At 49.4% G+C, this 17,108-nt stretch carries 18 protein-coding genes; 15 read left to right on the top strand and 3 right to left on the bottom strand.

What is annotated here, in order from left to right; translation table 11 throughout:
* Nucleotides 1-1,093 precede the first annotated feature (1,093 nt).
* The 13 genes from NT002_06570 to NT002_06510 all read left to right on the top strand — a co-directional run bounded on the left by NT002_06570 (nucleotide 1,094) and on the right by NT002_06510 (nucleotide 11,340).
* Complete coding sequence (locus tag NT002_06570) at nucleotides 1,094-1,474, top strand: T9SS type A sorting domain-containing protein (protein ID MCX6828933.1); 381 nt, start codon at nucleotides 1,094-1,096, stop codon at nucleotides 1,472-1,474.
* A gap of 69 nt (nucleotides 1,475-1,543) precedes the next feature.
* Nucleotides 1,544-4,294: a M6 family metalloprotease domain-containing protein gene (locus NT002_06565; protein MCX6828932.1), complete on the top strand. Its 2,751-nt coding sequence runs from the start codon at nucleotides 1,544-1,546 to the stop codon at nucleotides 4,292-4,294.
* 130 nt (nucleotides 4,295-4,424) lie between these two features.
* A complete protein-coding gene (locus NT002_06560; protein MCX6828931.1) occupies nucleotides 4,425-5,225 on the top strand; it encodes an energy-coupling factor transporter transmembrane component T in 801 nt (266 codons plus the stop codon).
* A 2-nt stretch (nucleotides 5,226-5,227) separates the two neighbouring features.
* A complete protein-coding gene (gene truA / locus NT002_06555; GenBank protein MCX6828930.1) occupies nucleotides 5,228-5,968 on the top strand; it encodes a tRNA pseudouridine(38-40) synthase TruA in 741 nt (246 codons plus the stop codon).
* Between the two features lie 127 nt (nucleotides 5,969-6,095).
* Nucleotides 6,096-6,743: a fructose-6-phosphate aldolase gene (fsa, locus tag NT002_06550; protein ID MCX6828929.1), complete on the top strand. Its 648-nt coding sequence runs from the start codon at nucleotides 6,096-6,098 to the stop codon at nucleotides 6,741-6,743.
* The gene (gene purB / locus NT002_06545; GenBank protein ID MCX6828928.1) at nucleotides 6,740-8,035 is read left to right on the top strand and encodes an adenylosuccinate lyase; all 1,296 of its coding nucleotides are present in this window, start codon (nucleotides 6,740-6,742) and stop codon (nucleotides 8,033-8,035) included. Before fsa ends, purB begins: the two co-directional genes overlap by 4 nt.
* Nucleotides 8,032-8,691, top strand: coding sequence for a phosphatidylserine decarboxylase family protein (locus NT002_06540; protein ID MCX6828927.1), 660 nt, complete (start codon nucleotides 8,032-8,034; stop codon nucleotides 8,689-8,691). The genes purB and NT002_06540 overlap by 4 nt, the downstream gene beginning before the upstream one ends.
* Before the next feature lie 5 nt (nucleotides 8,692-8,696).
* On the top strand, nucleotides 8,697-9,461 hold the full coding sequence (gene pssA / locus NT002_06535; protein ID MCX6828926.1) for a CDP-diacylglycerol--serine O-phosphatidyltransferase: 765 nt from the start codon (nucleotides 8,697-8,699) through the stop codon (nucleotides 9,459-9,461).
* Complete coding sequence (purS, locus tag NT002_06530; GenBank protein MCX6828925.1) at nucleotides 9,451-9,699, top strand: phosphoribosylformylglycinamidine synthase subunit PurS; 249 nt, start codon at nucleotides 9,451-9,453, stop codon at nucleotides 9,697-9,699. The genes pssA and purS overlap by 11 nt, the downstream gene beginning before the upstream one ends.
* On the top strand, nucleotides 9,696-10,406 hold the full coding sequence (gene purQ, locus NT002_06525) for a phosphoribosylformylglycinamidine synthase subunit PurQ (GenBank protein ID MCX6828924.1): 711 nt from the start codon (nucleotides 9,696-9,698) through the stop codon (nucleotides 10,404-10,406). The genes purS and purQ overlap by 4 nt, the downstream gene beginning before the upstream one ends.
* The gene (locus tag NT002_06520) at nucleotides 10,393-10,659 is read left to right on the top strand and encodes a DUF4321 domain-containing protein (GenBank protein MCX6828923.1); all 267 of its coding nucleotides are present in this window, start codon (nucleotides 10,393-10,395) and stop codon (nucleotides 10,657-10,659) included. The genes purQ and NT002_06520 overlap by 14 nt, the downstream gene beginning before the upstream one ends.
* Nucleotides 10,660-10,685: 26 nt before the next feature.
* The gene (gene tatA, locus NT002_06515; GenBank protein ID MCX6828922.1) at nucleotides 10,686-10,898 is read left to right on the top strand and encodes a twin-arginine translocase TatA/TatE family subunit; all 213 of its coding nucleotides are present in this window, start codon (nucleotides 10,686-10,688) and stop codon (nucleotides 10,896-10,898) included.
* Nucleotides 10,891-11,340 carry a hypothetical protein gene (locus tag NT002_06510; protein ID MCX6828921.1) on the top strand — a complete coding sequence of 150 codons (450 nt, stop codon included), beginning with the start codon at nucleotides 10,891-10,893 and terminating at the stop codon, nucleotides 11,338-11,340. Before tatA ends, NT002_06510 begins: the two co-directional genes overlap by 8 nt.
* Nucleotides 11,341-11,358: 18 nt before the next feature.
* Here the strand turns inward: NT002_06510 and NT002_06505 are convergent, their stop codons facing one another.
* From NT002_06505 to NT002_06495, 3 genes are read right to left on the bottom strand one after another with little or no spacing between them, the layout of a single operon-like run.
* Nucleotides 11,359-13,818, bottom strand: coding sequence for a serine/threonine-protein kinase (locus NT002_06505; GenBank protein ID MCX6828920.1), 2,460 nt, complete (start codon nucleotides 13,816-13,818; stop codon nucleotides 11,359-11,361).
* Nucleotides 13,819-13,831: 13 nt separating this feature from the next.
* Nucleotides 13,832-14,560, bottom strand: coding sequence for a metallophosphoesterase family protein (locus NT002_06500; protein MCX6828919.1), 729 nt, complete (start codon nucleotides 14,558-14,560; stop codon nucleotides 13,832-13,834).
* Nucleotides 14,561-15,253 carry an FHA domain-containing protein gene (locus tag NT002_06495; GenBank protein MCX6828918.1) on the bottom strand — a complete coding sequence of 231 codons (693 nt, stop codon included), beginning with the start codon at nucleotides 15,251-15,253 and terminating at the stop codon, nucleotides 14,561-14,563. It lies immediately after the preceding gene.
* A gap of 110 nt (nucleotides 15,254-15,363) precedes the next feature.
* Here NT002_06495 and dusB point away from each other — a divergent pair, with 110 nt between their 5' ends.
* Entirely contained in the window at nucleotides 15,364-16,344 is a 981-nt protein-coding gene (gene dusB / locus NT002_06490; GenBank protein MCX6828917.1) for a tRNA dihydrouridine synthase DusB, read from the top strand.
* A complete protein-coding gene (larB, locus tag NT002_06485; protein MCX6828916.1) occupies nucleotides 16,337-17,107 on the top strand; it encodes a nickel pincer cofactor biosynthesis protein LarB in 771 nt (256 codons plus the stop codon). Before dusB ends, larB begins: the two co-directional genes overlap by 8 nt.
* Nucleotide 17,108 lies beyond the last annotated feature (1 nt).

Here is a 17,108-nt window from a genome sequence, read left to right as displayed (position 1 = left end):
TCCGCAAGTATATCTGGCGGGAAAAGTAATCAGTGGTGATGGCATTGCCGATCCCGGCGAGACATTCGATCTCTTCATAAGATTAAATATTCCATCGGGAGCAGTCGATTCGGTCAGCGGATGTATTTCCTGCTCAATCCCCGGCATAACAGTGAGCGCCGACCGGGCTCTCTTTATCTTTGAAAAGGGACTTACTTATTCCATGAATGTTGTCCCTTATGTCATTAGTTTCGATCGGCAATTGATTAATGGCGCCACCATACCTTTTTCGCTTCGCATTCAATTTCCATTCAGCGAAGCTGCCGATACTCTCAGTCTCGATTTGACGGTCGGCCGTGCTGCCAACGGAAATATGATAACACATATTACACCGCGGATACAGATGACGGTCTCCGATTTTGGGCAATTCGGGCTGGGGCCGAATTCCATCTATAATGCAGGCGGCGCCGGATTTCGACTGGACAATTCGGACAACCTTTTGTATGAGGCCGGGATAATCATCGGCCGGAACGCCCTGCAGTTGTCATCGGCGATTCGCGATAGCCTTGGTCGTGCCGATCGCTCCGATTTCAGCCCTTTATTGGCCCTTTCCACCGGCATGCCTGTCTCCGAGGGGGAATTTAGCAGTCACGCGGAGTTTGTCGATACCGGCTCACCGATACCTATCCCAATTACCACCACGCAGACCATCGCCAGCTATTCCATTGCCGGAGATGATAATTATCTGATTATCAGGTTTTTCCTCAAGAATAACTCTATCGAGAATCTAACCGGTCTATATTTCGGATATCTGACCGATTTTGACCTGAATCCTTTCGGCGATAAGGCGAGATTCCTGGCCGACGAAAATCTCCTGTTTCAGGAGGGCGGGTCAAGGGCGATCGGCGTTCTTCCCCTTACCAATTGCAGCGGAATCTTGACTCTGCTTAACGGAACAAAAAAAATTACTCTTACGGGGCAGCAGAAATTTGATTATATTAAGACTGTTGGAATGAATATTGATAGCGTTACGATCGGCGATCAGATGACTTTGCATAATTTCGGACCCTTCAATATAAAACCTCTCGATTCGGTCGAAATCTCCCTGGCCCTCATGGCCGGCTCCGATGTCAGTTCCCTTCAGGTGGCGGCACAACGAGCCCGCGCCCGTTATCGCAGCAGTACCGATGTGCAGAATAACGAGGTTTCCATCCCGGAAGGATTTGAATTGGCTCAAAATTATCCCAATCCTTTTAATCCGTCGACAACGATCGCCTTTGAAATCCCGAGAGCGGCTTTTATGAATCTGTCGGTATTCAATATTCTCGGCGAGAAAGTGGCGACTCTGCTGGACAGCCGAGTGACCGCGGGACATCATGCCATCAGTTGGGATGGTACAACCGATAATGGTCATTCTGTTTCCTCGGGCGTCTATTTCTACCAATTGAAGAGCGGCTCTACAGTCTTCAGCAAGAAAATGTTAATGATGAAATAAGTAATTGATTTGACTGGGCACATAAAACAGGGTGGAAGGGACGTAATAGATGAGAAAGGATGTCTCTGAATGAAAATCGGAAGAAGCTTACTGTTACTATTCCTGACCGCGGTTATGGCGGTTTTTCTTGCGGGGGTTTCCTCTGCGGTTCCTCTTGCCAAAGAAGTCATGGAGAAATTGAGAGCTGATGGTTCCCTGGATGCTCTCACCGCCAGGCTCAAAGACGCCCGTGCCCGGGGAGTGGATGCTCCCGAGCGATTTAAATTCCAGCGTAATCTCGCCGCGGGAACCAATGCCGCCGATACCGTGAATGTTCTGGTGATTCTGGTTGATTTCTCCGATAAACCATACACTGCGGGCTACGTGGCCGCTCTTCCGAAGCAGTTCGATACGGTCCTTTTTTCGGAGGGGAAGCTCAATCCAACCGGTTCCATGACCGAATACTATCTTGAGAATTCTTATGGCGCTTTTTTTATCAAGGGGGATATCAAAGGCTGGTACCGCATGCCTCATCCGCATTCCTATTATTGCCCCCCCGGAACTTTCGGATTGGGAACATTTCCCAACAATACTCAGCAACTGACAATCGATGCGGTCAACATGGCGGCCGACTCCGGGGTCGATTTCTCGACTTATGACGCTTATCCGCCCGGATTTCCGGATGGAGATGTCGACGGGCTGTTCATAGTGCACGCCGGTGCCGGCTACGAGGAAACCGGTGATACGACCCTGATTCACTCTCACAAATGGGAACTGGGGTCATATTATATTCAGAAGAATGGTGTCACCATAAATGCTTTCACTGTGGAGCCGGAGGAATCGGGGTTATCGCATAAAATTTCGCCCATTGGTGTTTTCTGCCATGAATATGGGCATTTTATCGGTTTATCCGATCTATATGACGTTGAAGATAACAATAATCCGGCGGTCTCCAAAGGCCTGGGCGACTGGTCGCTGATGGCGACCGGAAGCTACAATGGCGGTTCTCAGTTCCCCGCCCACCTTGATGCCTGGTCCAAAATTAGAGCCGGATTTGCCAATCCGATTGATATTCTGGCCAACCAGGTAAATGTCCAGATTCCTCAGGCTGAAACCAACCCGGTAATCTATAAGCTATCCAAAGAAGGTTGGTCGTCAGTACAATATTTTCTGGTTGAGAATCGCCGGCGAACGCTTTTCGATATCGGTTTGCCGTGGGATGGTCTTCTGATCTATCATGTTGATGAACTATTTGGCGACCCATATGGCAATAATGCCGGTTTACCTTATCATGTCGCTCTGGAACAGGCCGACGGTTTGCGCCAGCTCGAGACGGCGACCAACAACCGCGGTGATGCCAGTGATCCCTGGCCAGGGGCCCTGGGGAAGAGGTCTTTTGATGATCTTTCTACGCCCGGCAGCCGCTATTATGGACCCGATATCACCCAGATTTCGGTCTGGAATATTTCTGATCCCGATTCAATTGTGACCGCCAACCTGGATATAAGCTGGTCCCGCCCTCATTTTGTCCTTGATACGGCCATTTTTGCGGATGCCAATGCCGACGGTATTTTTGATCCCGGTGAACAGGTCATGTTCTATTTTAATCTGCGAAATGATTGGCTGACCGCTCATAATGCTACAATCACCCTCAGCGCGGACGATCCCGGAATTATTTTTACAACTCCGTCCGTTTTCAGGGCTGTCATAAATGGTGATGGATCCGTGGTCGATAACGCCGGCGACCCGATAGTATTCACCATCCCGGATTCGGTTGTGCCGCGCTACGATTCTTTCTTTGTCACGGTTGAATCCGACGGCGGCGCCTTTAAGGCCGTATTCGGCAGAGAGCGGCAGGTCGGCCGGGCGCAGATTCTGGTAGTCGATGATGATCGCGGCGCCAGATATGATACCATGTATGTTGGCGATCTATACAAGAAACGCGTTCCCTCCGATGTCTGGGAGAAAAAGGCCGTTGGCAGTCCGCCGGGCGCCGTGCTTAATAATTATCATATGGTCGTCTGGTTTACGGGCGACAGCGCCACAGATTATTTGCAGGCGGCCGATATCGCGGCCATGAAAGAATATCTCGATAACGGGGGCAACTTATTCCTCACCGGACAGGGGCTGGCCGGGGAGCTCCGCCTTGAGGATTCGGTCTTCATGGATAATTATCTGCATGCCCGATTTGGAGGAGCCCTCTTCTATTTTCAGCATCTGGGGATTGCCGATTCGCCGATAGGTGAGGGACTAAAAGTGAAATATGACAACAACGGCAAGCAAGTGTTTAGTCTCTCTCAGCAAATCATACCGGTGAACGGTGCGCTGCCGGCATTTAAGTTTTCTATCGGAAGCAACTATTCTGCCCTGAGCTATGCCGGGGCCCATCGGGTAGTCTTTTTCTCGTGGGGATATGAGGCCATCTCAAACACCAATCAATGGCCTTCACAGTTCTCCAATCGCGATACGATTATGGCTAATATTCTCAATTTCTTCGGGGCCATTCCCACGGATATTAGTGATGGTCGGAATCCTGCCGCCTTCCCGAAAAGTTTCGTATTGGAACAGAACTATCCCAACCCATTCAATCCCATTACCCATATTCGGTATTCAATTCAGAACACCGGCGCCTTTCCTATTCCCAATACGATTTTAAAAATCTACAATGTTTTGGGTCAGGAAATCAGGACCCTGGTCGACCGGAAGCAGATTCCGGGAGAATTTGATATTGAGTGGGATGGAAACGATCAATCCGGACACCGCGTGGCCAGCGGTCTCTATTTCTATAAAATCTCAAGAGGTGCGGATAAGGAAACCAAGAAGATGGTTCTTCTCAAATAAGCCCGGTTTCATTATCCATTGCATTAAGAGACCCCCCGGCCCAAACGGGGGGTTTTTTTATCCTGGCCGGGACAATTGACAGAGGAAAGAGAGTCGCTTAAATTGAATTTTAAGAAAGGTATAACCGGAATTGATCAGTCGCATTATAATCGGCCAGTATCAGCCATCTGATTCGTTCGGGCATCGGCTTGACCCAAGGGCGAAGATTTTGGCCGCTCTCTTTGTAATGGTTGTAGCCATGTTCACCACTTCAGCTCTCTTTTATCTTATGATAATTGCAGGGATAATCCTCCTCCTCTTATTCTCGGACATCAGCGCGGGAACAATCTTGCGCAATGGCAAGCCATTCATCTTTTTGGTTCTGATTACCGCATTATATCATCTTCTTTTCTCCGCGCGCGATACCGAAACCGTCATGCAGATATTCGGATTCAATCTCACCAGAGGAGGGATTTCGATGGCGGCCAGCTTCTCTTTAAGGATTCTGCTCTTTGTGGGAATTGCCTTCTTTATCTCACTTACCACCATGCCGGCCGAGATGGCCGAAACCCTCGTCGGCTGGCTGAAGCCTTTGAAGAAAATCGGGGTTCCGGTCAATGACATCGGGCTTATAGTCTTTATCGCCATGCGTTTCATTCCGGTTCTGGCGGAGGAGATGGATACCATACGCCAGGCGCAGTTGGTTCGCGGGGTTGATTTTTCGGGAGGACTCAAGAAACGGGGGCGTAATCTGCTGTTCCTGCTCATCCCGGTTTTTCAGTCGGCCATTCGAAGAGCCGATGAGCTGGCCATCGCCATTGAATCACGAGGATATATAAGTGGTGCGCCGCGCAGCTCTTTAAAGATCTTTCGTTTCCGCTCCGCTGATTGGCTTTTTATGTCGGGTGCCGTTGTGGTCGTAACAATTCTATTTCTTATCATGCGGGGTTGAAAATGCCGAAGGCAAATATCCGGCTTGATATTCAGTATAAAGGAACAGATTTCGCCGGCTGGCAATATCAGCCGAATGAGATAACCATCCAGGGAGAAATAGAAAAAGCCCTGGAAATAATCACCGCTCAGAAAGTGGCTCTTCACGGCGCCGGTCGCACCGATGCGGGCGTTCACGCCCTCGGTCAAGTGGCGAATTTTCATATTGATCATTATCTGCCTGCGGAAAAATATCGCGAGGCGCTGAATTTCTATCTCCCCCGAACGATTCGCATTACCAAATCCGTGGCCATAGCGGAAGGGTTCCGTGCCCGCAAATCGGCGGTCTGGCGGCATTATCGATATATCATTGACCGCCAGAATACCGCCTTATTCTTTGATTATCGATGGAGATACCCTTTTCCGCTCAATATCGAGATACTGAATTGTCTCGCGGAAAGCATTCTGGGGCGGCACGATTTTTCGGCTTTCTGTACCATCGCCTCTCAGAAAGAGGATAACTCTTGTGAAGTCTATGAGAGCTCCTGGCATGAGGAAGTCTCGCTTTTGATTTATGATATCCGGGCCAATCGATTTCTTCACAGCATGGTTCGCTCGCTGGTCGGCATGATGACCGAGGCCGGCAGGGGAGAGGCGGTCTCAGCTCCGGCCGAATTCAGCGAGATTATGGCGTCAAAAGACCATACCCGGATCGGCAATGTTGCCCCTGCCAGAGGGTTATATCTGGTGGAAGTCGGTTATTAGGATTCTCCGGGGAAAATCCTTTTATTGTTGCCAATATATAACGGATTCGGTAAATTCCGTTTTTGAAACTCTTTTCGATGAGGAATTTGGCGCGATTTCAATTTTCAGCAGGAAATGAGGTGTATAAATGAAGCTTTTTATTGATACGGCGAATCTCGATGAAATCAGGGAAGCGGCTTTGATGGGTGTATTGGATGGCGTAACCACCAATCCTTCCCTCATGGCCAAAGAAAAAATGCCCTACCGTGAAATTTTGGCTGAAATCTGTAAAATTGTCAGAGGGCCGGTTTCGGCCGAAGTGCTGGCGGTCGACACCGAGGGGATGATCAAGGAGGCCATGGAATTGGCCTCTATTGCCGAGAACATTACCATTAAGGTCCCTATTATCAAGGAAGGTCTCAAAACTATCAAAACCCTTTCGGATAAAGGGATAATGACCAACGCCACCCTCTGTTTCTCGCCGTCGCAGGCGCTTCTGGTGGCCAAGGCCGGCGCGACCTTTGTTTCGCCATTTGTGGGACGGCTGGATGATGTCTCGCTTACCGGAATGGATTTGATCGCCCAGATTGTCCAGATTTACGGCAATTATGGCTTTGGCACGGAAGTCCTGGTGGCCTCGGTGCGCAATCCGCTCCATGTCGTTGAGGCCGCCATGATGGGCGCTGATGTTGCCACGGTGCCTTTTAAGGTTATTGAGCAACTGATAAAGCATCCGCTCACCGACATTGGTCTGCAGAAATTTTTGGAGGACTGGCAGAAGGTGAATAAGGGATGATTCCACGTTATACTCTCCCCGAGATGGGGGAACTCTGGTCGGAACAATCGAAATTCAAGCACTGGCTTGAGGTCGAATTAGCCGTCTGCAAGGCGATGGCCGAAATGCGGCTTATCCCGCAGAAGGCATTTCGCAATATTCAGAAAAAGGCTGCTGTCGATATTGAGCGAATAAATCAAATCGAATCCGAAACCAATCATGATATGATTGCTTTTCTTACTTCGGTCAGTGAGTTTGTCGGTCCGGATTCCAAATATATCCATTTTGGCATGACCTCATCGGATGTTCTCGACACGGCTCTTTCGCTTCAAATGAAAGAAGCGGCGGAGATGATCGACCGAAAAATTGTCTCGGCTCTTGATAAGATTAAGAAACTGGCATTGCAATATAAGATGACGCCGATAATCGGGCGGACCCACGGCATTATCGCCGAGCCGACCACGCTGGGGTTGAAGTTTGCCGTCTGGCATACCGAGTTGAATCGCAGTCGCGAGAGATTCAGGGCCGCCGCCGAAACCGTCGCCGTAGGAGCCATCTCCGGAGCGGTGGGGAATTTCGCCAATATTGATCCCAAAATTGAAGCACGTGTATGCAAATTGCTGGGGCTTGAGGCGGCCGCGGTCTCCACGCAGGTGATTCAGCGGGATCGTCACGCCGCCTATATCACCGCCCTGGCTATTCTGGCCTCTTCGATAGAAAAATTTGCGACCGAAATCAGAAATCTTCAGCGCACCGAGATTGATGAAATGTCGGAAGGTTTTGCCAAGGGACAGAAGGGCTCTTCGGCCATGCCCCACAAACGGAATCCGATCACGTCCGAACGGCTGACCGGGCTGGCGCGACTTCTGCGAGGATATGCGCTATCCTCCATGGAGAATATTCCTCTCTGGCATGAACGGGATATCGCGCATAGCTCCGTGGAACGGATTATCATTCCCGATAGTACTATTGCGGTTGATTACGGTCTGAAGCTGTTCAACGACATTCTTGACCGTATCGTTATCAATGAGAAACGGATGCTGGAGAATATTTATCGCTATGGCGGGATTGTCTTCTCGCAGCGAGTCCTGCTGAAACTCACGGAAGTGATCGGTAACCGCGACAAGGCCTATTTCCTGGTGCAGCGAGATGCCATGGAGGCCTATGAAGGGACTGATGGATTCCGGGAACTCCTCAAAGAGGACCGCGAAATCATGCAGTATTTGAGCGAGGCCGACATCGACGAATGTTTTGACCTCGACTATTATCTTAAAAATGTCGGAAAGATTTTCAGGAGGGTCTTCGGACAGTGATAGCCGGTCCCGGTCTAAAATTCATTCTTGCCGGCGCCCTGATAACCGTTCTGTTAGCCCTCTGGGCTGCCGGCAAAGACTCCCCGGGTCTTTTGATAGCGGCCGCGATTCTCGCTTTGCTCACCCTTTTCCTGACGTACTTCTATCGCAATCCGCCGCGAACCATTCCAAATGATGAAGCTCTAATTCTATCGGTCGCCGATGGCCGGGTGCTTTCGGTGCAAAATATCGAAAATGACTATATCGGAGGAAAGGGGATAAAAATTTCCATCTTTCTGTCCGTTTTCAATGTCCATATCAATCGCATTCCGATTTCGGGACGGGTAGATTATGTCACATACAATTCCGGCAAGTTCTTCGCTGCTTTTGAAGACAAAGCCTCGACGGAAAATGAACAAACCGAAATTGGATTGGTTTATAAATCAGGAAAGATGATTTTCAAGCAGATTGCCGGAGTGCTGGCCCGAAGGATTGTTTGCCATCTGACGAAAGACCAGAGTGTTCAAGCGGGAGCGGTTTTCGGCATGATTCATTTTGGTTCCCGGGCCGAGTTATTTCTGCCGGATAATATTGAAGTCATGGTCAAACCGGGTGACAGAGTTAAGGCCGGGGAGACCGCCATAGGGCGTTTGAGAACTCCGGATACAAGCAGGTAGAAATTATGGAAGTCGGCAACATCAGAGGCATTTTCCCGGGGACTTTCACCATGGGGAATGTTGTCTGCGGCTTTCTGGCCATTCTCTCCGCCTTTGAGGGTGAAATAACGACCGCCTGCTGGCTGATAATCCTGGCCGGCTTCCTGGATGGTCTTGACGGCAAAGTGGCCCGCCTCTCAGGGGCGAGTTCCCGATTTGGCGTGGAACTCGATTCTCTGGCTGATTTCCTTTCCTTTGGAGTGGCCCCGGCGATCATTATGTATCTCGTCAAATTGCATTCAATGGGCAAATGGGGATGGGTGATAAGTGTGGTTTATATAATGGCTTCCGCTTACCGCCTGGCTCGTTTCAACCTCCTGGCGCAAACCGAAGAAAAAAAGGATTTTCTGGGACTGCCGGTTCCCGGTGCCGCCATGGCTCTGGTGACATACGTAATTTTCAGTTATAAAATCTGGGGCGGTCTGGAATACAGCGAATATCTTGTTTCCATGGTTATTCTTTTTTCCGCCCTGATGGTATCTCAAATCGAATATGACGCCATGCCGGATCGTTTCAATACCCGCAAAAACCGAATCAAGCTCCTTTTTATCCTGATAGCCAGTGCCGCCGCTCTCTGGAAACCGCGACTTTTGCTATTTCCAATTTTTGCCGCATATATTATAATAGGCCTTGTTCGCGAAGCTTATCGTTTCTTCTATCTTGGCGTCGGCTATGTCAGGCGGCGCCAGGCAAACAACCGGGAGGAAGTGGAGAGAACTGATGATGAATAGAAAAGCCGTGGTCTATATCAAGCTAAAAAACGGGGTGCTCGACCCGCAGGGCGTGACAATTCAGCGGGCGATTTTGAACATGGGGTATGATATGGTCTCTTCGGTTAGATCGGGGAAGTTCTTTGAGCTTGAGCTTTCCGGGGATAATGGGCAGATGGAGGCCAAAGTCAGCGAAATCTGCCGAAAACTTCTGGCCAACCCGGTCATTGAAGAATTCCGCGTGGAGTATCAGAAATGAAATTTGGGGTGGTGACTTTTCCCGGCTCCAATTGTGACTACGATGCCTACGCGGCGGGTAAACTGATCGGCGAAGAGGTCGAATTTCTATGGCACCAATCGGCCGACCTTCTGAACTCCAATGTTATTATCCTTCCCGGTGGATTTGCCCACGGAGATTATCTTCGCTCCGGAGCAATTGCCCGATTTTCCCCGATTATGAAGTCGGTCATGAAATTTGCGGCTTCCGGGGGAATGGTTATCGGTATCTGCAACGGATTCCAAGTGTTGGTCGAATCGGGCCTTTTGCCGGGGGCTCTAATGCGGAACGACCATCTCCGCTTCGCCTGCAAATATATCTATATGAGGATAGAGAACAACCGGAACCTTTTTACTTCCGGCTGCAAAGTCGGCGACGTGCTCAAAATTCCCATTGCCCATAAGGATGGCAACTACTACAATTTCCAGGCCGATATTGAGTCACTCCGAAAGGGGAATCAGGTTCTTTTCCGATATTGTGATGCCTCCGGCAATGTCACCGAAGAAAGCAATCCCAACGGCTCGATGGACAATATCGCCGGAATTTCCAATGGGGAGGGAAATGTAGTCGGCATGATGCCGCATCCGGAGCGGGCGGTTGAGAATATTCTGGGTTCATCCGATGGTCTCCGGCTATTCCATTCAATACAGAAACATTTTGCCGAGGTTGTGAAAGTTGAAAGGGCGTGAACTAACATTTATCATAATTGCCCTGCTTCTCGGGGCGATTATCGGCGGGTTTGTAGGAGATCTGATCGGTTCGCTTCTGCCCGAAGGAGCGGCCAAGACTCTTTTTACCAAATCGGTTCAGATCGGGTTTGAAACCACCCGTGTGGAGCTTTATTCCTTATCATTCACCGTTGGTGTAATGTTTAAGATAAACTTTATGTCGGTTTTGACGGTTCTACTGGTTATAATATATTTTCGATGGTGGTATATATAACCGGAGCAAGTTAAGGAGACGGAGGTATGTTTGGAATGGGATGGCAGGAGCTAATTTTAATCTTTCTGGTAATCCTTCTCATATTTGGCGCCAAGAGGATTCCCGACATTGCACATGGATTGGGGAAGGGAATTCGTGAATTCAAGAGAGCGCTCAAGGATACCGAAGATGAAGTTAAGACAAGTATGAAAGAGGAAGAGAAGAAGAAGTCTAAAACAGACGACAAACAAGATGGCTAAGTTTACCGAAGAAGATGCGAAGAAAATAGGCGAGGTTCTGGGCGTTGAAAAAATCGGCCAAGAGAAGGACCATTTCCGCCTGAAGATTTCCAATCGGACAGAGAAGCGGGTGTTAGTGCTCGAAATTTATCCGGAGACTCTTCTGGGACGCACCCGCGGCATGCTGGTGGTCATTTATACGGGCAACTCTCATCTGCAGCTGCATAATTGCTCCGGGTATGTTGTCTCCGAAGAGTTGGGTGAAGTCACTTTTGTCACTGAAACCGAAACCCGTCTGTCCGGCATGGTGGTTGAAAAGGGAGCCTCCTGCTCGCTCTATGCCGGACTGAACAGAAATCTTATCTCAAGCGATTTCACCAAGCTGGGTGTGGAAGTGATGCTTTCCGGGGTGGCCTTATCGCTGGCCGAGGATATTATTAATCCAGACGATAAAAAATCATGATGCGGGATCGTCTGCGGCTCAGACCGGCATGCTCCGCTTGCCGGAAAAAGTCTGGATAAAGTCGTACAGGGCTGTTGCCACATCTCCCGCCTTTTGATACCTCTCATCAGGATTCTTCTTAAGAGCTTTATCAATCACTCTATCAAAGAGAAGGGGAATTGACTTGTCGATTGATGAGGGCAGTTCCGGTTCGGTGTTGACAATATTGTAAATCAAAGAGGTCAGATTTTCACCGCGGAACGGCCGCCGTTGCACCAGCATCTCATACATAACTATTCCCAGGCTGAATATATCGGTGCGGTGATCAACCGGTCGTCCCTGTAATTGTTCCGGCGAAATGTAATTTGGCGTCCCCATGGCAATTCCGGTGCGGGTCATTGATGAGGAATCAACCCGGGCGATACCGAAATCCATGACTTTTATCGTATAGTCATTCAAGACCATAATATTGGCCGGTTTGATGTCCCGATGGACAATTCCCTGGCTGTGGGCATATTCCAAGGCGGAGCAGATCTGAGTTATAATCTGAGCGATGATTCGGTAGTTGAATTTCACTTTTTTGCGAATCATCTCCTCCAGGGTCTGACCCTGAAGATATTCCATGGCAATGTATTGAAGTGTACCTTCAGTTCCCACATCATAGATGGTCACAATATTCGAGTGAGATAGTTTTCCGGCCGCGCGTGCTTCGCGGAAAAGCCTCTCCTTGAGTTCTGCAAACTCCTCCGGGTCCTGCACAAAGTCGAGACGGATGGTCTTAAGGGCGACATTCCGGTTGATGGCCGGATCAACCCCCTTGTAAACGGTCCCCATCGCCCCTTTGCCCAATTCCCCGACTACACGGTAGCGCCCGAGATTCTTTAATTGCGGACTATCAATACCGAATGACGGCGTGCTCGTGATCGGCGATTCCTCAGCCGGCATTTCGGATGCCTCATATTTCTTCGAATTATATTCAAATTCGGTCTCATCAATTGGAGCTTCTTTGACATTGTCGGCCACCATCGAGACTGTTTTTTCAGCCTTAACCGTGGCGGCGGCAGTGGTATCAGGCTGGGCCGCCGCTTTAGGATGCCGAGGAGTATCCATCATGCCGGTGGCTATGTTGCTTTGGGCAGTCTCTGTCGAGTGGCCCGGCATCGCTGCCGGAGGCCTGACCGTCCCGAAATCTCTATGAGGCGTTTCAATCTTGGGCAGCTTCGGCACTTTGGACTTGATCGGCTGCTTTCCCGGTATAGAAGAAAACCGTGATAAAAATTCATTATCCAGTATCGGACCGGCCAGAATCAGAAGAAAGATTTCGAGGCCGATATAAAGCGAACGAATCAGAATCTTCAATGAATTGAATAATATGAAATTCAGATTGGCCAACACGAAGAGACTGATAATCAATATTACCATGCGATAAAGAAGTGATACTCGCGGAAGAATAAAGGCAAAGGCTCCGCCAAGAACAAAAAGGATTAACATGTCGGTTCCGGGAGAGGAATCCATCCGTTTCATAAAATTGGCGTGGACGATGTTCTCTATGACATTGGCGGTTACTTCCGAGGCCGGAAGATTGGGTGAAACCGGAGTATGATAGAGATCAGCCACCCGTTCGGCGGTGACCGAAATAATCGCCAATTTGTCTTTAACTTTCCCGAAATCCACTTTCTCATTCAAGATATCAGCGGCGGAAATCTGGACAAAAGAATTCCCCGGGTTGCTGTAATTTATAAACAATTCTCCCCGGTCGTTGATCGGGATCTGCCGAATGCCGATCCTTACAAAGTCACCACCGGATACAACGATGGATGAGGCCGGTTTCCCCAGGTAATTGGCCGCCGCCATAAGCTGAGCCGATGGGTAGTAATATCCATCATAGTACATTATAAGCGGTTCCCAGCGGATCTTGCGGTCCAGATCCTGGATCACATATTTGAAACCCATCCCGGCGGAATATTGACAGAGTTCTTCGGGAGGAAGGAAAACTTTCTGGGCCAGGAGCGAGGAATTTTCATCGAGAACGCCCAGGTCATTGTTTACCTGGGCTGAAAAGGGATACAGGTATTTGGGTGTAGATATGCGATTGGTTCTGATTTCACCCCGATTTATTTCATAAGGCAGAATGACATTTTTTGTCCAGGACATCTGCCCGGCCAGAATTCCGGTATATCCCAATGTATCTTCAGCCACGTTGGGGTCAAAGAACATGTCCAGGAAGATTGTCTTAGGCTGGCCCGAACCGACGGCGGCTACCAGGTCGGCCACCCGATCCCGGTGCCAGGGCCATGACCCGAACTCGTTCAATGTCCTGTCATCGATGTTAACCAGCACGATATCGGAAATGTTATTCGATTGTCCCCGAAAGCTGTAGAGCAGATCCTGGATTTTCCATTCCAGCCGATTCAGCGGAGAGAAGTTGCTGTTGTAAAGCGCCACTACCAGAATAGAAATCAGCAGACAAAGGATATAGGCTGAATATTTTCTGACCATGCGACAACCTCTATTATTGCCCGACCGCCAGTCTTTCGATCAGAAAATTGGGCAGCCTGGCTTTCTTCATTTTGGCCTGTGTCGTTTTGACATCATAATCGACCCGGCGATAATTGACCTGGTTGGAATCAGTATCGGTGATGATATAGCAGGCGCGCGGGTCATTGTCGCGCGGTTGTCCCACCGAACCGACATTTATCATATATCTTTTTTCCGGAGAGCATTCCAGCGACGATTTTGCCATCTGCGTGATATTCCCTTCTCTGTCCCTGATAAATATCGCCGGTATATGCGAATGGCCGATAAAGCATATTGACTGACTGAAGTGCTCGAATTGAGCGGTGGCCTGGGCGGCGTTGAGTATGTAATGCCATTGCTCCGGTTCCTCGGGAGAGGCGTGCACCAGATGATAATCAAGGAAATCGGCATCCATTTCAAAATCGGCCAGAAAGGAGACCGATTTTTTTGTGATTTTCTCGATGGTCCAGGTCATGGATGCCTGCGCTACCTGATTAAAATTCTCAATCGATTCCAATCCCATGGCCGCAAAGTCATGATTCCCGAGAAGCTTGAATTCGCAATGCGTTGCCACCAGTTTGACGCATTCATTGGGATCACATCCATATCCGACCACATCGCCGAGAAAGTGAATTTTCTCCACTCCTTCTTTTTCGATATCCCGCAGGACGCTTTCTAATGCTTCCAGATTGCCGTGAATATCCGATATAAAGGCTACTTTCATCTATTGCTGTCCTTCCACAAACCGGAAGATTGATTTTCCTACCTGTATAATATCCCCGTTCTTCAGATTCTGGCGAGTGACCTCATCACCATTCACTTTTGTCTTACCTTTTCGTCCCAGGTTAACCAGAACATGCTGCTCGGAGTCCTTCACGATTTTGGCCTGGATACCCGACAGGAGGAATCCCCGGGCATGGACATGGACAAACTTGGCTTTCCCGATGGTGGTCACGTTGCGATCGATGCGATATTCCGAGAAATCGGTATTTTCCTCGCCCAGAAGCACCGTGCCGCCCATTCTCTGGACGATTTCCCGTTCCAGCCGGTCGTTCTCGACCAGTTCTTTATGCTTTTTTGTCTTCAGAACCATGGTACCATCGAGACTGGCGGCGGATTCCTTATTTGCCTCCTGACTGTTGTAAATCAAGCTGTATTTGCCAATAGTAATGACATCTCCATCGTGCAATATTTCTTCGGTTATTTTCCGATTATTTACAAAGGTACCGTTCAAAGACTGATTGTCCATCACCACAGCGGCATTATCATTAAACTCCAGCTGGGCATGTTTACGGGAGACTCCCCGATTTTCGAGGACAACATCGTTATCGGGCGTCCGACCAATCGAGAGCCGTTTCTTTTCCGAGACTACCCTCTCAATTACTTTATCCTCATATTTTACGATAATTTCCGGCATACGGGGCTCCTTTCAAAGACCGCCTTTAGCATATTGATTTAAATGCTATTCAGACAACAATTTTATCTCTGTTGGTTGCCATTAATTTTCGGCTTAATTATATTGTCGGCATGCGCATAGGAAACTTGAACCTTGGCGGAATCCTCATCCTGGCCCCTCTGGCGGGGGTATCCAACCGCGCCTTCAGGCTCCTGGCTCGCAAATATGGGGCGTCTCTCTGCTATACCGAAATGATCTCCTCGGATGCAATCTTCCACAATCAGGGAAAAACCATGTCTATGGTGGACTTGAATCCTGACGAGCATCCTGTTGGGGTTCAAATATTTGGAGCCTCTCCGGAAAAAATCGTCGGGGCCATAAAACGCCTCGAAGAAATGAAACCGGATCTAATTGATATTAATCTCGGGTGCCCCGTAAAAAAAGTGGTCAAGAAGAACGGAGGGGCGGCTCTCCTTCGGGATATGAAACTGGCTGGTGAAATAATGAGAGCCGCTGTCGAAAACACCGCCCTGCCTGTAACGATCAAAATGAGAACCGGCTGGGAAGAGGACTCTGATGTCTATCTGGAGGTCGGAAAAGAGGCGGAAAAAGCAGGGATTTCGGCAATAACCCTGCATCCACGAAGCCGCTCGGCAGGATTTGCCGGAAAATCTGATTGGTCAAAAATAACGGCTCTGAAAGAAGCAGTTTCCATTCCGGTAATCGGAAACGGGGATATCACTAATCCACAGGATGCCGCCGATATGCTGGCTCAAACCGGCTGTGATGCAATTATGATTGGCCGGGCAGCCATGAAAAATCCGACTATTTTCCGGGCTATTGGCTGCTTTCTCGAGAATGGAATCCTCCTGCCTCCGTTATCCATTGGTGACAAAATAGAAATAGCCCTGGAGCATGCCCGACTGATTATTGAGCAATTCGGGGAAAAGGGGGGGGCGCTTAAGATGCGCAAGCATTTGGCCTGGTATTCCAAAGGATTTCCGGGGGGAGCGGTGATGAGAGATCAGTTAAAAACAGTTCTCTGTTACAAAGATATTGAAACCCTTTTAAAGGAATTTCCGGACAATTCCAGGGTGGAAATAGATGGATAAGGCATTTTTTAACAAGCTTCTTGACGATGTCCGCTCCGGCCGGGTTTCCGTGGAGCAGGCGCTTGAGGAATTAAAGGCCTTTCCGATGGAAAACATCGGTTTTGCCCGGGTAGATCATCACCGGGCCATAAGGCGGGGCCAGCCTGAGGTTATTTATGCGCCGGGTAAAACGGACAAACAAATTCTCGAAATATCTAAAAAGATTGTCACTTCCGGCTGCGATGTCTTAATCAGTCGTTTTGAAGCGGCCAGGTTTAAACAGCTAAGTAAGGGAATCAAGTCGGCTCAATATTTCCCTGATGCCCGACTGGGGCTGATCTTAAGCGGCCGCAAGAAAAAACCGCTGAGGCAGACGAAGCGACTGGTATTGGTATGCTCCGGCGGAACCTCGGATATTCCGGTGGCCGAGGAAGCAGCTCTGACCGCCTGGGTCATGGGTTGCCCGGTGGAGAGACTCTATGATGTCGGTGTGGCTGGCCTGCATCGTCTCCTGGAGGGTAAAGAGCTTCTCCGAAAAGCAGCCGTCATCATAGTTGTGGCCGGCATGGAGGGGGCGCTGCCTTCGGTGGTCGGCGGCCTGGTTGACAAGCCGGTAATTGCCGTTCCGACCTCAATTGGATACGGCGCTTCCTTTGGCGGTCTGGCGGCGCTGCTGGCCATGCTCAATTCCTGTGCCTCGGGAGTGACGGTAGTCAACATTGACAATGGTTTTGGCGCCGGTGTGGCGGCGGCCATGATCGCCAGAATTGCAGTTGAAAATTAAA

This window comes from Candidatus Zixiibacteriota bacterium, assembly GCA_026397505.1.
Lineage (GTDB): Bacteria > Zixibacteria > MSB-5A5 > GN15 > PGXB01 > JAPLUR01.
This window is presented reverse-complemented; position numbering and strand designations above follow the sequence as displayed.